The 15,306-nt window shown below is 41.4% G+C and carries 13 protein-coding genes; 3 read left to right on the forward strand and 10 right to left on the reverse strand.

From position 1 onward, the window contains the following. Positions 1-7: 7 nt before the first annotated feature. The 3 genes from ccoO to CH373_RS05155 all read right to left on the reverse strand — a co-directional run bounded on the left by ccoO (position 8) and on the right by CH373_RS05155 (position 2,709). Positions 8-697, reverse strand: coding sequence for a cytochrome-c oxidase, cbb3-type subunit II (gene ccoO, locus CH373_RS05145; protein ID WP_100713030.1), 690 nt, complete (start codon positions 695-697; stop codon positions 8-10). After that, complete coding sequence (gene ccoN / locus CH373_RS05150; RefSeq protein WP_100713031.1) at positions 694-2,130, reverse strand: cytochrome-c oxidase, cbb3-type subunit I; 1,437 nt, start codon at positions 2,128-2,130, stop codon at positions 694-696. The genes ccoO and ccoN overlap by 4 nt, the downstream gene beginning before the upstream one ends. Positions 2,131-2,394: 264 nt before the next feature. Continuing rightward, complete coding sequence (locus CH373_RS05155) at positions 2,395-2,709, reverse strand: hypothetical protein (RefSeq protein WP_125169923.1); 315 nt, start codon at positions 2,707-2,709, stop codon at positions 2,395-2,397. A 506-nt stretch (positions 2,710-3,215) separates the two neighbouring features. Between CH373_RS05155 and CH373_RS05160 the strand changes: the two genes are divergently transcribed. Next, the gene (locus CH373_RS05160; RefSeq protein WP_100713033.1) at positions 3,216-5,537 is read left to right on the forward strand and encodes a PAS domain S-box protein; all 2,322 of its coding nucleotides are present in this window, start codon (positions 3,216-3,218) and stop codon (positions 5,535-5,537) included. Between the two features lies 1 nt (position 5,538). On the opposite strand, the gene CH373_RS05165 is transcribed toward CH373_RS05160, so the two are convergent. Continuing rightward, positions 5,539-7,050, reverse strand: a complete 1,512-nt coding sequence (locus CH373_RS05165) for a DEAD/DEAH box helicase (RefSeq protein WP_100713034.1) — start codon at positions 7,048-7,050, stop codon at positions 5,539-5,541. Positions 7,051-7,296: 246 nt separating this feature from the next. On the opposite strand from CH373_RS05165, the gene CH373_RS05170 reads away from it, so the two are divergent. Beyond that, complete coding sequence (locus tag CH373_RS05170) at positions 7,297-8,070, forward strand: LIC_13076 family protein (protein ID WP_243393266.1); 774 nt, start codon at positions 7,297-7,299, stop codon at positions 8,068-8,070. A 177-nt stretch (positions 8,071-8,247) separates the two neighbouring features. Continuing rightward, positions 8,248-8,865: a hypothetical protein gene (locus tag CH373_RS05175; RefSeq protein WP_100713035.1), complete on the forward strand. Its 618-nt coding sequence runs from the start codon at positions 8,248-8,250 to the stop codon at positions 8,863-8,865. Here CH373_RS05175 and CH373_RS05180 read toward each other — a convergent pair. The 6 genes from CH373_RS05180 to CH373_RS05205 form a co-directional block, all read right to left on the reverse strand. Then, positions 8,862-9,224, reverse strand: coding sequence for a DUF2784 domain-containing protein (locus CH373_RS05180; protein ID WP_207761445.1), 363 nt, complete (start codon positions 9,222-9,224; stop codon positions 8,862-8,864). The genes CH373_RS05175 and CH373_RS05180 overlap by 4 nt on opposite strands. A 63-nt stretch (positions 9,225-9,287) precedes the next feature. Then, positions 9,288-10,385, reverse strand: coding sequence for an AraC family transcriptional regulator (locus CH373_RS05185; RefSeq protein ID WP_100713037.1), 1,098 nt, complete (start codon positions 10,383-10,385; stop codon positions 9,288-9,290). A gap of 41 nt (positions 10,386-10,426) precedes the next feature. Next, a complete protein-coding gene (locus CH373_RS05190; RefSeq protein WP_100713038.1) occupies positions 10,427-11,158 on the reverse strand; it encodes a hypothetical protein in 732 nt (243 codons plus the stop codon). Next, the gene (locus CH373_RS05195) at positions 11,151-12,818 is read right to left on the reverse strand and encodes an acyl-CoA reductase (protein WP_100713039.1); all 1,668 of its coding nucleotides are present in this window, start codon (positions 12,816-12,818) and stop codon (positions 11,151-11,153) included. The genes CH373_RS05190 and CH373_RS05195 overlap by 8 nt, the downstream gene beginning before the upstream one ends. A 26-nt stretch (positions 12,819-12,844) precedes the next feature. Continuing rightward, complete coding sequence (locus CH373_RS05200; protein WP_100713040.1) at positions 12,845-14,362, reverse strand: LuxE/PaaK family acyltransferase; 1,518 nt, start codon at positions 14,360-14,362, stop codon at positions 12,845-12,847. 157 nt (positions 14,363-14,519) lie between these two features. After that, entirely contained in the window at positions 14,520-14,981 is a 462-nt protein-coding gene (locus CH373_RS05205) for an anthrone oxygenase family protein (RefSeq protein ID WP_100713041.1), read from the reverse strand. Between the last annotated feature and the right edge of the window lie 325 nt (positions 14,982-15,306).

The raw sequence follows: 15,306 nt of genomic DNA on the forward strand, positions 1-15,306 counted from the left end.
TTTCTCCTCACTTTAAGGTCTTGGCCAATTCAGCGCTGTCTCGACCTAACTTGAGCAAGTATGCAATGAGTGCGTCTCCTTCTGTCTTGCCGCTGATTTCAGTCGTAGCTGACTGAATGTCTGCGTCAGAGTAGGGGACACCAATCGCTTTAAGAGCTTTCATTCTCGAAACTACGGATGATATTTTTAGTTCGGCTTCCTTTTCGAACAACCAAGGATAGCCCGGCATGATTGAACCGCTTGCAGTATCCCGAGGATTGATCAAATGGGTCTTATGCCATTCTGCAGAAGCTTGGATCTGGGACTCGTGAGATAGATCCGGTCCGGTTCTCTTGGATCCCCAGAGAAAAGGATGATCGAATACGAACTCTCCAGCTTTTGAATATCCATCTCTGCCGAATGATTTTTGAGGATCGAATCTGTCGACTTCCCACTTAAAAGGTCTGATCATCTGCGTGTGGCAATTGTTGCAGCCTTCCTTTTGATAGACGTCCCGACCCGCGAGTTCCAGCGCAGAGTAAGGCTTTACACTCGAGATAGGTTCCGCTGTTTTAGAGAGAAAGAAAGGAGGAACAAGTTCGAAAATTCCTCCGATCAAGACTGCTATTGTTGTGTAGAGAGTAAATTTTACTCCATTCTTTTCCCATTTTTCTGTAATTCCGGAAAACCAGTCTAGGGATTTATCAAACCAATTCATGCTTGTTTCTCCTTCGGTCCGACTCTTAGATCAATCTCCTTAAATCCCGAACCGGATGTTTGGATTGTCTTTACGATATTGTAGATCATCACGAATAGTCCTGAGAGATACATGACTCCAGCCACTCCTCGGAAGAATCTATAAGGCTTTAGTACCTCGGTGATTTGCACCCAATTTGGATATTTCAAAGCTCCAGTCTCGTCGACTGCTCTCCACATTGATCCTTCCGTAATTCCGGAAACCCACATGGAGACGATATACAAAAGAATTCCGAGAGTTGCGACCCAGAAGTGGAAATTCGCAAGACGCTCCGAGAACAAGTTTGTGTTCCAGATTCTCGGGACTAAATAGTATATTACGGAAAAGGAAAGCATTCCTACCCAGCCTAACGTGCCTCCGTGAACGTGACCGATGATCCAGTCCGTATTGTGCCCGAGTGCACTGACTGATCGAATCGAAAGCAGCGGACCTTCGAAGGTGGACATTCCATAAAAAGTAATCCCGACTAACAGCATCTTTAGTGTGGCATCGGTTTTGATCTTTTCCTTAGCTTGGGTCAGAGTTAAAAAGCCGTTTAGCATTCCTCCCCAAGAAGGCATCCACAGCATGATACTGAAAACCATTCCAGTGGTTTGCAACCAGTCAGGAAGTGGAGAATATAATAGGTGGTGAGGTCCTGCCCAAATATAAAGGAAAATTAAACTCCAGAAGTGGATGATCGACAATCTGTGGCTATAGATCGGCTGCTTTACATGCTTGGGTAGGTAGTAATACATCAACCCTAAAAACGGAGTAGTCAAAACGAATGCTACGGCGTTGTGTCCATACCACCACTGGATGTTTGCATCGTATACACCGGAATAAACCGAGTACGATTTCAACAGTTCTGCTGGTACTGCTAAGTTGTTTACTACGAACAAAATCGGGATTGTTACAAAGGAAGCGATGTAGAACCAAATCGCTGAGTATAGTTGTTTCTCTTCACGAGTGAAGATCGTTGCAAAATAATTTACGATAAAGATAACGAACCATACAACTATCAGTAAGTCGATAGGCCATTCTAGTTCCGCGTATTCCTTGGACTGGTTTAGCCCTAAAGGAAGGGTTATTGCGGCTAGCACGATCGTTAGGTTGTACAAAACGTAATGAATTTTTGCGAGCTTATCGCTCCAAATTCTTATCCTGCACAATCTTTGAACCGTGTGATACGCGGTTGCGAAAATGATACTTAGTCCAAATCCGAAGATTGCAGCATTTGTATGCAGCGGACGAAGTCTGCCGAAAGTAAAGTACGGACCGAAGTTGAGTTCCGGGAAAACCATCTGAAATGCGATCCAGACTCCTACCAGCATTGAGGCAACGCCCCAAACTAGCGCCGAAATTACGAATGCTTTCACAATTCCGTCGTTATATTTTTGCTCCAAAGAGTTCATTCTGTTCTTTTCTCCAATCCTATTTGGATACGACGATTCCGTTATGCTAAACTTGGAGAAAAGGACAAGCAAGATTGACCCTTTTGCACTTCGGGGCAGCTTGATAAAAGTCAAGCGAAGAGTTGCGAGAGAAACTCAGGTTTGTAAAATACGAAATAAAATTACGTAAATGTAATATGATATTTATTAGATGTGAAAGTGGTTGGAGTCCACGCGAATAAATCTTTAGCTAAGGCTCTGAATTTTCTTCAGAGCCTCTGCAAGTTATTGGTGCATAATATAGAATAAGTTTTTAAATTCTGGTTCGGCATAGAACCGCAGGTAGAGAAGATATCCATTAGCGGCAACGCTAAATACCACTGGAATAATCTTGAAAAATCGATTTTTCGAAAATGTAAACAGCAGATAAGAAGCTACAAATCCGAAGATCGGCAAAAAGGATAGTACGCTTAGCACGAGATACAAAAACCAAAAATGTCGGATTCTGTTGTCCTGTTTTTTGGGGATATAGACTTCGAATTTCTTGGTTTTGTACTCACTAAGATGCTGAGGTTCTACTGAATGCCCCCTATGGATCATTCTTCTTTGAACCTTACTCGAGCTTTGAAATCTGTCCATGCCCCAAGTCTATTAGGAATTCTTTCAGTATGCAAGCAACAAAGCGGTAGTTTATTTTGAATTCCATTACTTAAATGATTAATAAATATCATTCAAGATAAGTATTCTCTTGTTAAATATACTATGTTTGTCGGTGTCATTAATTTGGTTGCGGGCATTCTTGTGGCGTGGACTGAGGGTAGGAAGTAGTAATTCTTGTGACGAAGGAGTGAGCTCCATCTAACAAAAGGTAATGCGAACAATTTTGCTCCAAAAACGCCGTAAGAACATGGAGTTTCCCGAATTTTGCTATCCCTTTTGGGATGTGGAACAGTCTAAGTAGCATCGATTTTTCGGTGGATGGACTCTTACTTGTGGTAAATTCGACCGAACCTACCCTTTGGGTCAAAAAATTCCAGTAGCCAAACGAGGCGCCAACGAGTATCCTTTCGGGTCAAGTCAACCGGAAAAGATTTGCGAGTGGATCCTTGGATTTATCCTTATTGTACAATAGCATACTCGACTTAGTTTATTGCCTCGAAGTCGAAGGAAGCGGAACTTACCGCTTCCTTTTTGCCAATAAAGCCTTTAGTTCAGCAGCCGGTCTATCGGAAGGCGAAATCGTAGGTAAGCTTTTGAGCGAAGTTCTCCCTTCGGATTCGTTCAAAATACAGACGAAGAATATTGCGGACGCAATCCGAGATAGAAAAGCAAAATCTTGGATAGACTACTTGCGTTTTAGGAACGAGAAAATTCACGGAGAAGTTTGCGTAAATCCAGTTCTAAACGGAAGAGGAGAATGCACGCATGTTGTTGGAACAATTCATGATATTACGGAGAAGAAGCAGACAGAGGAGGCCTTGAGTCTAAGTAAGCAGCATCTTTCTCTTATTTACGAAAATGTAACTGATATTGTTTACTATATCGGCGTCGAACCAGCGGGAAAGTTTAAATTCCTGTCCATCAATTCTGCCTTTTGCCGAGCGACCGGTTTAAGGGAAGATCAAGTCGTGGGAAAATTCGTGACCGAAGTTATACCCGAAGCTTCACACGAACTAATATTAAGAAATTATAATGAAGCGATTCGAACCGGAAGAACGGTGAGGTGGGATGAAATATCGGTTTATCCTGCGGGAAAGAAGATCGGAGAAGTATCGATTACTCCGGTCTTTGACGAGAATGGAAATTGTACGAACTTGGTAGGCACTGTTCACGATGTGACTGAACGCAAGAAAGCCGAAGACGAAGTTAGGGAAAGTGAAAATAGGTTTCGCCAGTTGACTGACGCGATTCGGGAGGTATTTTGGCTGACCGACGTACAGAAAAACGAGATGATCTATGTAAGTAGAGGATGCGAAGAAATCTGGGGCAGAACCAGAGAGAGTATTTTAAAAGATCCCATTTCCTGGACAAAATCAATTCATCCGGAAGATAGGGAAAGGGTCTTGGAGCGGGCTTCTACACAGCAAATATTAGGAAATTATAACGAAGAATATAGAATTTACAGACCGGATGGAACGATGCGATGGGTAAAGGACTTGGCCTTTCCTATCAAGAACGAAAACGGAGAAGTTTTCAGAATCGCAGGCGTTATCGAAGATATTACTGAAAGAAAAAACCGGGAAGAGCAGCTTCGAGAAGTCGAATTAAAGAGAAGAATACTCGAACAGCAGTTAATTCAGTCCCAAAAATTAGAAAGCTTGGGTACTTTGGCGAGCGGAGTTGCTCACGATTTTAATAATATTCTTTCGATCATATTGGGCCACGCTTACTTGCTCGAGAGACTGAAGCTCGATCCGGAAAATCTTTCTAAAAGTCTACAGGCGATCCAGAACGCCTCTCAAAGAGGTGCTTCCCTAGTGAAACAGCTTTTGACTTTTGCTCGAAAGACCGAATTCCATATGGAGCTTTACTCTTTAAACGAAATTGTAAAAGAAGTGATAAGTATGCTTCTTCAAACTTTTCCGAAAGATATTAAGATAGTCACGGATTTATATCCAGACCTTCCGATGGCATTGATTGATTCTAGCCAGATCTATCAGGTTATTCTAAACTTCTGCGTCAATTCAAGGGATGCTATGCCAAAAGGAGGAATCATTAAGATCGATACTGCTTTGATTGACGGGAAGACGATTCGAGAGAAAAATCATGAAACTGTTTCGGATCAGTACATTCTTTTAACAGTCTCGGATAACGGAGAAGGTATGGACGATCGCACAAAGATGAGTATCTTTGAGCCATTCTTTACCACGAAGGAAATCGGAAAAGGAACTGGTTTAGGTCTTTCTCTAGTCTACGGGATCATACAGAACCATATTGGCTTCATCGATGTGGATACCGCGGTAGGGCGGGGTACAATTTTCAGGGTATACCTGCCTATTCTAAAATATGCCAATCGACCTGACAAAAAGGTAGTTAAAGATTATTACGATATCCAAGGAGGTACTGAAACAATTCTGTTAATCGAAGACGAAGAAATGTTAAGGGAACTGGTCGGGGCGATGCTGGAAAGCAAAGGTTACAAGGTTTTGAAGGCAAGCAATGGAGAGGAAGGACTTAGATTGTTTTCAGATCACGCTGGTGATATAGACTTGGTCATCACCGACTTAGGACTTCCTGGGCTCCACGGATCTGAGGTGATCAAAGCGATCAAGACTCTGGATTTTGACGCGAAGGTAGTGCTCGCGAGCGGATTTATCGAGCACAAGACAAAGCACGATTTAATGGATCTGGGAATCACTCAGTTTATCCAGAAGCCCTACCAATCCGGTGAAATTCTGGAAGCAGTCAGAGATGCTTTAAACGAATAGATTAGAATTTCTTACTTTTGTTTTTCTTTTTCCAGTTACTTTTTGTATTCTTGGGCCCTGGTCTTTTTCCTGGACGATTTGAGTTCCCAAATTTGCCCTTGGATTTATTTTTAGAATCTACTTTACCGTTGTCTCGATCTTTCTTTTTGCCATGATCTTCTTGGAAATTGGATTTCCTTTTCTCTTGATCAAATGAAATGCTTTCATCAAAAGCTTCGGTCCGACTAGACATTACCAGTTTCAAAAGAGCCGCTGCTAGATTCTCCGAAGGAATTCCTTCAGAAGTGATTTTTTTGACGAGAAGAGAATATTCGGTCAAGTCGCCTTCTTTTGCCACTTCTTCCGCAAGATGACCGTATTCTTCTAGCTTCATTTTTTCCAGATGCTTTACAGAAGGAATAGTTCCCCTTTCCATTTTAAGCGAATGTTCATCTTCGATTTTGTAAACTACTCTTGCCTGTCTTCCCCAAATAAAGCTGAAAGCCATTCCTTTGCGACCAGCTCTTCCGGTCCTTCCGATTCTGTGTACGTAATCATCCGTATCTCTTGGAAGGTCATAATTGAAGACGGCCTCTACGTCATTTACATCGATTCCGCGTCCGGCTACATCCGTTGCGACCAACACAGATATAGATCCATTTCTAAAACCGCTCATGACCCGATCTCTTTGTTTCTGTGAAAGATCTCCGTGAAGTCCGTCCGAATGGATTCCTCTGGATTTTAAAATTTCGGCAAGTGAATCGACTTGAGATTTTGTATTACAAAAAACTAATGATAGTTTAGGAGAATACATCGAGAGTAATCTTACGATTGCTTCAGGTCTTGCAGATTCCGGGACTTCGAAGTAGAATTGCTGTATTTTCGGCGCGTTGGTTTTTAGATTTGTTACATCGACCGTCTTCGGAGAGTGCTGAAATTTTTTGGTCAGCGCTAAGATTCTTTGGGAAAGAGTCGCGGAAAAAAGAATTGTCTGACGATCTAAAGGTGTGCTGCCCAAGATGGTTTCCATATCCTCTCGAAAACCCATATCAAGCATTTCGTCTGCTTCATCCAAAATGACGATTTGAACTGAACTTAGGACCAGCGTTTTTCTTCGCATATGATCCATGATCCTGCCGGGAGTACCCACTACGATTTTAGGGTTTTTCTTTAATGCTTTGAGCTGTTTTACTATGTCCTCGCCTCCGTAAATTGGGAGGATGGATAAATTTTCTTTATATTTTCCTAATTTACGAAATTCTTCAGCTACTTGAACTACTAATTCTCTAGTTGGGCATAATACCAGTGCCTGCAATTCGTCGCTATCCGAATCAATCGCCTCTAAGGTTGGTATTGCAAAAGCAGCAGTCTTGCCGGTTCCGGTTCTAGAATGGCCGATAATATCTGCGCCGCTTAAAATATACGGAATCGCTTCGGCTTGAATGGGGGATGGTTCTTGAAACCCCAGTTCTTGGATCGCGTCCAATAGTTCCGAGGAAAGATCAAGTTGTTCGAAAGTAGTTTTGTGCTTCAAAGTATTAGGTGAAAAGCGCTCAGGGGTGCTTTTATACCATGAATTTGGACCGATCCTAGGAAGATAGTCATTTAATTGGTCATCGAATTTTCAGTTCAGGAAAGAATGGCCTATCTTGGCTGGGAAGTCTGTGCAGAACGTAGGATTCACACCTTATTTCTAGAATGTTTTGGTGTATTTTTGAAAGCCTAAAGCATAGAAAACGGCTTGCTATTCCAAACGAATTCCTGCGACTTTGAACAGATAATGCTAAACGAAAAAAGTTATTTTAATATTCTAAATCGCTTAATTTTTCTCCTTTTATTTATCGCTCTCATTGATTCATGCAATATCGATAAGCGGATAGAATTTTCTCCTCCGGACAGGCTCGGTATAGAGTCAGGAAGTTCTCATTGCACCGAATTCGCCAATTTCAGGCGATGGTATGCCTTTTACGGCCTATGGAAAATATCTAAATACGAACCGGAACTGCCCAAGCACGAAGGCAAGGTCTATTATTTTGAAAGCTATGCGACTTGGAAGGAATCGGTCGGAAGCCTTTTGATGGGTGTAGTGACTTCCATTTCGGTTCAGGCGGTCAAGGTGTCCGAATGTGACACCGGTACCAGATTTGTTCATAAAGACCAATATGATGCATTCTTCGAGACCGAAAAGGAGAAAGCAAAGCAAGAGCTTTATGCAAAAGTTGAAAGAGAACTGGAAGAATCTCTCAAGAAATACCTAGAGAAAGTAAGTCCCGCCGAGCATGCCGGCAAAAACTATAGTACGATTGTATTTAGAACCGGAAGGGTACAAGAGGCTCGGGTGGTTGGACAGGATGTAGATACAATTCAAATTGAATGGGATGAAGGAGAGCAAAAGAAAGAATCCTCACTCTTAAAGAAAGATATTTATAAGGTAATCTTCGCGACCAAGATCATCCGGGTGAAAGAGACGAGCGAGCCGAAAGAAGTGAAGGATGTGAAGGATACTAAAGAGACCAAGGACTCAAAGGGCAAAGGACAAGGAAAAGGTAGATAGGGTTTACGACAAGAAGTCAGCCTAAATCGTGTTCTTTTGGTTGGATTTAGGAGAATTATCGCGACGAAAAAAAGTCGAAAAAATCCTTTTCTATACACAAAAAGGTGTAGGATTGGACTGGTAGATACGTCTTCTACATTATACAATGTGCATTAAGCGAAATTAGGAAATAATAAAATGAACGGATTGTCTAATAAATTTTTTCTTAAAAAGCATGGAGCTCGATCCATATCGACCAAGATACTCTTACCTTTGATCGCTTTACTCTTTTACGGCAATTGCGTCATGCTCTTGCTTTCGGAAAAGGAACTAGTGGAAAAAGCAAAGAGCGATCCTGGATCTGCGAATGCACTGATCGTTGCGCTCCTAGGTTCTTCTAATCCTGCCGTGAATGTTGACTTACCTACAATCACATTTACTCCCAATCCATTATCTTTTTCTTATTTTGGAAGTGAATTCACTTATGGTTATGCCGATTATACGGTGATGATTGATTCGAAAACTATACCATCCACTTGGACAAGCAAGAATCTCACTTTTTCTGTAACCATCGCAAGTTCAGATCCGAGCATCTGTCAGATAGGGCCGTATCAGGGGGAAAGTTTTAGCACATCAATGACAGTAAATGTGGCTCCACCTTATTCACAATTCATTGTAAGCATTGCAGTTGAAACTTTTGCCCAGGGACTACATACCTACCAAGTCTACCACGCTGTGAGTCAGAGCAGCGATACAAGCGTCCTTCCTCTCGGAACCAGTTTAGGTAGTTTGGCGGTTCAGGCGCAGTCTAACTAAGATTGCTTCTTCTTCCAAACAAGATAATAAATCAGTAAATTCCATAAAAGAACTCCAGCTCCCAAAAAGTATGAGATCTCGCGAGTTAATCCTTCTGGATATAATATAGAAATAATATAATATTCTAAAAAGCCACCGCTATAACCACTTTGCCCTGCTAACATTCTGAATTTCCATTCTAAAGGAGTCAGAGGGCAAATCCATCCTGTCATCTCTACAAGAAAGCCCCAGATCGCAGCCGGGATATGGATCCAAGGCATCCATTTAAATCTGAAACTTAGGATCGCTCCAAAAATTACGAAAAGCACGAAACATAAATGAAGGATTAGGATCAGGTTTGCTAGGATAGTGAACATCATCGGAATAGGTATCTGATTTCAGTAATTCGATCCTGTAATTGTAACTTTAAAAGGACGTAAAATTTACGAAACCCCGCCTTTCTTATTTTTACGAAATTCCTGGGGGTTTTGTCCAGTATTCTTTCTAAAGACTGCGTTGAATGTGGATTTATTTCCATATCCTACATCTAAAGAAATTTCTAATATAGATTTATCTGGTTCTTCTAGTAGCAGCTTTTTGGCTTCCTCGATTCTGTAATGATTCAAAAACGAAGCAAAGTTTTGGCCCAATCTTGCATTCAGAAACTCCGATAACTGATGAGATGTAATTTGTAGCTGTTTGGATAATTCGGACAAGCTTAGTTTTTCATCCGTAAAAACTCTGCTTTTTAACATTAAGGCATTCAATTTATTCTCTATCTGATCCAAATCGATTTTGTTCAGCATGGATTTTCTATACTTATGCTCTGCACCTTTTTTCTGGAGCGTAATAAAGAATTCAGGGTATCTTTGACTCACTAAGTAAGAGAGCAAGATTACACAGCCGATCAATGAGGAAGCTACGTACAGTAGACTCAATTTTGCGAATAAAAAGGAAAGAAGAGTAATGCTCGGAATCAGGATTGCACCCAATTGAAAGAAAGCAAAATATCGAGAAACAGGGTCGGAAACAAAGACAGACTTTCCCCATAAAAATCTAGAATCGTAGGACATTTTCGCATAATATATTAGGTTAATCGAAGATGCCAATTGAACTAAAAAGCTATGTGTTCCGGTAGAAAGCTGCAAGAAGTTCTGTTTTACGGATTCGTAATTTAGTTCGGAATCCTTGTAATAAGGAGATAGGATAAATAGCAGGGATAGCGCTGCAGGTAGATAGCTCGCAAAATGAAGTGCCTTTTTCGGGCTATACTCAGGATATAAAGAGTACTGATAGAAATAATAAATAAAAGGTCCGAACAGGAAAATAACCGGAATGTGAAGGTGTGGAATTGCAGGAGCGGAAATCGGAAGAACCCCGACGATTAGAGCGGAGAGTACTTGCACGAATCCTATTCCGACGAGAGTCAAGGCAGTGTAGATATTCTTTGCCAAAACTGATTTTTGCACTAATTGCCCAAGGGCCAAAAGAAAACATAAGCCACCCGAGAAAAGAGCTAACACCGAAAATACGAGAAGCATGAATGAGAAGGCAACCGAATACAGAATCCGTGTCAATTCTTCTACGGAATCGGTAACTCATTATACATGAAGAATTGCCCTAAATGATCTGCAAGGGTTTGCCTAGAGTCGTTCAGATGCAGTTCTATCGCAATCTTTAGAGCTTCTCTAATGGATTTATTTACTCCCTTTAACCCCGCTTTTGCGGCGACATCTAAAGCCGGGTTAAACTTGAGCAATTCTCGCGGCTTTTCTAATAATATCTGTAGGATCTGCTCCAAGGTCTTCTGAAACAGGAGAGAAACCTCCTCGTCAGAAAGCTGGGCCAATGTTTCCTCTAAAAGCGCAAAGTTAACGCATTTCTCATATAGTTCATCCTTGATTTGCAGTAGAAAAGCTGGAGAATGAGTTTCAGCGGATTCATCCTTTTGTAAGTTACTTTTGATCAAGGAATAGAAGTAGCTAACCGTAGGAGCTACTCTTTGCCTAGGCAAATTTGAAACGAACGAATTTAGAAAAATCTTAATCAGTTTGCGAGAATGATTAAGATGTTCGAGTACGTCCTCTCTTCTTGAGCCTGCTTTTTCCGCAATCGACTCTCTTTTGTAAAAAGGGATCGCCAAGTCAGAGATAAACCGATTCAATAATTCATCGGAAGCCAAAAGGAATACTTCGCTTAACTGATTTTTTCCATAGGATGAATCCTCCTTTTGAACTGCTGCATGCAATTCGATGATCTTATTTTGTAACGCACCAGATATGGGGATTGTGAGGCAAGGTTCCTTCTTATCCATTCTTCCAATCCACTAACTCAGACAATACCATCATTCCATCGTGGCTCATGCCTGCATAGGCACGTCCACTTTGTCCAAGAGGAACCACATTGCTTACGCCCCTAGCTGCTATGGAATCACGAAGTTCGGGAAGTAGTGACTCCGGAGAAATGCTGACAGTTGAGACTCCGTGGTGCAAATAAGTTAAAATATCTTTCGGATTTTTTAGTTTTCTGATTACGAATAGTCTGCACATAGGATGCTGAGAGATTTTGAATTCGTCTTCCATGACTACCACGGCTGATTGAAACTTTCCAGATTTGTAATTCTCTTTCCAATCTCCGTTAATTACTCTTTTTAACCTCTTGATATCTCCTGCCATGCCTTGCTTTAGGTAGTTCGGAGAATTGCGATCGAATTCTTTCAATGCCTCATGTAGTCCTTTTGCTAGTCGTTCCACCTGGGCGTCGCTGCCGTCCGTGTAGATGATCTGGCTAGCGATGCATGCCTTTTGATTTGCGATTAGAGCGTCTCCCAGTAGTTTCACGACAATAGAATTTAGTTCTCCGGTAGTTGTTCCTTCCAAAGAATCTTTTCCAACGAAGCTTACCGCGTATCTAGGGTTAAAGGTCAGGACTTTCGTGAATAAAGCCCGACTTTTCACAGAAAGAACAGAGTCAGGGGCTCCCCAGACCACAATTCTGTCAAAGGAGTTGGGCGCAAAGAAGCGATCCTCTACGGTTTTGTCTCCGCCAGGCCAGTACACAATAGATAAAGATTTTGTAATGGGATGATCCGGACAGGCAAAGAAGGCAGCAAGGCTTAGTAGAGCTCCCGGGGTAGTTGCTCCATAAGGAGATTTGATCACTGCAGGCGACTTGGTCATGATCGCTCGGACCGCGGAGAAAAACGGAATATGAGGAGAATTCCCTGCGGTGATATGAAGTTGGCGTGTCGGCATTGCCTTCAGTTTAGGTGTACTAGGACTCCATGCAGAATCGTTATCTCCGCAGTACTCAGATGCAAAAAGATTCGCTGTTTCAGGAAAAGGTTCTGCTTCCGGTAAATCTTGCCAATCGTCCAGGAACGAACTTCCTGGAATGGACCAAGCGGAAAGATCCGAATTTACGTTCAGCTCGATTTGGTGGTGATCTAGCAATGAGTGAATTAGAGAAAATGAAGTGTTATGCCAAATATCCGGTAGTTCAGAAGTCAATAAAGTAGTTCTACGAATTGTATCCACGAATTCTTCGTTTTCGATAAACCAGGCTTGCAACGCCGAAAAATAATCTAGGATATCCCGAAAAGATAAGGAGTAGATCCCATCAACTAACGATTGTATATCGGATTCGATTAAATCCGCAGGATCAAAAGATCCGATAAGAGAATAGACATATTTTCCGGTTTTTTCCATGTTTTGGCGATCGATAATGGCTTCCTTTAATACATGAGTTTCTCCGACCTTGACATAGGTTGCGTCGAAATCGGATACTCCACGGAAGGAATCCTTTCTTGCGAACGCTTCCTCGATTTCATTCTTAGAAATCGAATTCGGGAGTAGTAGCCTTCCTTTGACCAGACTAGGAATTCGTATTATATTTTCATTTAATTCCATTAATTGGTTTTGCTTGCAGTATTCGGATGTTTTGTTTGTTGAGTTTGAAGAAATTGCGTTGTTCATACTTATTTCCTTATATAATTAATAATTTAAGCGTTCACCTTTGCCATGATTCCGCCGCAGCCTTTCACTTCTTTTCCAGGACTCCTTTCTATTTCTGAGATAAATTTACCTGTCAATCCGCAAGTGCAGTTACCATCGATCAGTCTAACATTGTCGCCCGTGATTAAAAATCCTGGATAAGAAAATGCGAACGGATCGATAACTCCGAATGTGCCGCATAAATCGCTTCCTTCCATCGGATTCAGATCTGGATCGAGTATCACCGGTTCTAAATATGGAGGAACATGATAATGACCTTGTGTGCAGAGTGACATTACGCATTGCATCTCTGTCATCGAGTAGCCTTCGGTAATTTTGTTGGAAGGAACTCCAAATGTTTTTGTCAGAAGCCCGACAAGCTTCTCGCGAGGTATTCTTTCTCCGTCAAAATTCTTCCATCCTCCCCCATAGGTAATCATGCTGTCAGAAGTAAGCTTTAAGGATTCTCCCTTGCTTTCCAATATATTGCAAAATTCTAATAGAAGGTAAGGAGTTCCAAAGAGTGAAATTCCTTTTCCGATTTGAATCGACCTTTTTAGGAACTGCAGAATACGATCGTAGTTGAGATTTTTTTCGGTGACGGTCGTCCTTAGAAATTCAGCCACCAATTTTTTTTCGGATTCGTCTTTAGGGCCTCTGATAATGCTCCGAACTGCCGATGGGGACATTTTCTTTTCATATAGAAAGTACGCCTCGTCGCATAGTTTTGCAATTTCTTGCCCTACGAGCTGAATTCCCTGGTTTCCTCCGGAAAAGTTTAAGAAAAATCCGTGTTTCCCGCGAAATGCAAATTTCCGTAACGCTTTTGAGAAAGAATCAGCCCCGAGTATTTTTGCTATAGCTAAGAGTAGAATATACTTCCATTTTGGAATCAGTTTTCTGTCTCTTAGGGTATGCAACACGTTTAACAGAGGTAAGCTGAGAAAGATTTCCCAGGTTGTAAGATCCCTGGGGACAAAGGACATGTTCCCGGAAGTTCCTGAGCTAAAAACGAGAACGATCCCTGCTTGAGATAACTTTTCCAACCATTCGTCTATATCGGAGATTGAATCGTAGGAGTTCCTTTCGGATCCTAATTCGAAAGTTGAAATATTAGAGATCCATTCAGTCATTCCGATGAAATCCTTGGAATCCAACAGCCTACTCGGGTAGGATTTGAAAATTTCATCCGGAATCATGAGCTCGGATTTGATTTGCTCTAGGGTAATCTCGTCGGCTGCAATTCCGGCTCTTTCGCAGACTTTCCTGTAAGCCGGAATTCTGCAGAAGTATCTCCTGTGATTGATTTTGGCCGCTTTTTCTTTAAGGCTCTTTACGTGAGCTTCTTCTATTACTTGTCCGCTAGACCAGGCGAGAGTTAGGTTTTTCAGTTCTTCGTACAAACCTAATAAATCGTTATCCAGCTTTTGTGAATCGATCTTATCAAAATCGACCGGATCGGTCTCACTTTCTATGAATTTAGAACCCCTAATTTCTGTTAGTCGATTGCCTTCGTAGAGTCGCATTTTTCCTCCTCAAAAAACTGAGGCAGATTTAATCGGAAAAATGACGAAGCCTCGACCTATTTTATAAAACCAGATGCCTGAGTTTATAAAGGAGTGCCCAGTTTTCCCTCCATGATTCTCTAACTGGAAAACTGAACGACCAAAGCGCCAAAAACCCTTACTTATTGGTTAGGAAATGACTCGAAAAGAGCGAAATTACCAATCCAAATGCAATAATACTTCTGACCCAATGCCAAATATACCATCTCGAAACCAAATTTTCCCAGGAACCAGGCGAAACAGAATTGGAAATCACAGCCTGATTGATTGGAATATGGACCGTAATTGTAATGATTGCGATTGCGGAAAATAAAAAAAGCGGTAGATACGCTAGGAAGACTGAACCAGACGCTTTTCGAAAGTGAATCATGGAAAAATATGAGATCCCAAGCAGTAGAATCCCCAGTTGAGGGAGCATTATTTTTCCCATTCTTGTCAGTAATTCTCCGAAAATGCGCACGGCCTCTGTTTCCGGCCCAATTGTTCGGACATAGGGAAGATCTACACAAGCGATAGATAAGCAAGCACCTGCATAAATCCCGGAAATACCAAGAGTGATCTGGTAGAGAAACAAATTCATAGTAGACTCCTTTTATTACTTGATTGGACAAGTAAATTACTTGTTTAGTCAAGTAATTTTTGTTCTGCTGCTCTTTTGAAAGATCGGAAGTTTTTACTCTGCCTTTAAACCGAAATTAAAACCAGAATAGAAGTGTTATCTGATCATTGTTCGAATAATCTGCGATCAGTTCAATTTCTATGATAACCAATCTAGGGAAAATTATTTTCGGATAACTATCATAATAAAAAAGAATCGAAAGTTCTTTGGTTAACGGATTGGTATAATAACAAAGAATTGATTCTTCTTTCGACAAACACCCGTTAATCATTACAAATTCGAAATA

It is taken from the genome of Leptospira perolatii, assembly GCF_002811875.1.
Taxonomy (GTDB): domain Bacteria; phylum Spirochaetota; class Leptospiria; order Leptospirales; family Leptospiraceae; genus Leptospira_B; species Leptospira_B perolatii.

Excerpts from the sequence above, each read along its gene's own strand:
- ccoO (WP_100713030.1), bottom strand. The coding sequence starts at position 697 with ATGAATTGGTTTGATAAATCCCTAGACTGGTTTTCCGGAATTACAGAA.
- ccoN (WP_100713031.1), bottom strand. The coding sequence starts at position 2,130 with ATGAACTCTTTGGAGCAAAAATATAACGACGGAATTGTGAAAGCATTC.
- CH373_RS05155 (WP_125169923.1), bottom strand. The coding sequence starts at position 2,709 with ATGATCCATAGGGGGCATTCAGTAGAACCTCAGCATCTTAGTGAGTAC.
- CH373_RS05170 (WP_243393266.1), top strand. The coding sequence starts at position 7,297 with ATGCTAAACGAAAAAAGTTATTTTAATATTCTAAATCGCTTAATTTTT.
- CH373_RS05175 (WP_100713035.1), top strand. The coding sequence starts at position 8,248 with ATGAACGGATTGTCTAATAAATTTTTTCTTAAAAAGCATGGAGCTCGA.
- CH373_RS05180 (WP_207761445.1), bottom strand. The coding sequence starts at position 9,224 with ATGATGTTCACTATCCTAGCAAACCTGATCCTAATCCTTCATTTATGT.
- CH373_RS05185 (WP_100713037.1), bottom strand. The coding sequence starts at position 10,385 with ATGCTTCTCGTATTTTCGGTGTTAGCTCTTTTCTCGGGTGGCTTATGT.
- CH373_RS05190 (WP_100713038.1), bottom strand. The coding sequence starts at position 11,158 with ATGGATAAGAAGGAACCTTGCCTCACAATCCCCATATCTGGTGCGTTA.
- CH373_RS05195 (WP_100713039.1), bottom strand. The coding sequence starts at position 12,818 with ATGAACAACGCAATTTCTTCAAACTCAACAAACAAAACATCCGAATAC.
- CH373_RS05200 (WP_100713040.1), bottom strand. The coding sequence starts at position 14,362 with ATGCGACTCTACGAAGGCAATCGACTAACAGAAATTAGGGGTTCTAAA.
- CH373_RS05205 (WP_100713041.1), bottom strand. The coding sequence starts at position 14,981 with ATGAATTTGTTTCTCTACCAGATCACTCTTGGTATTTCCGGGATTTAT.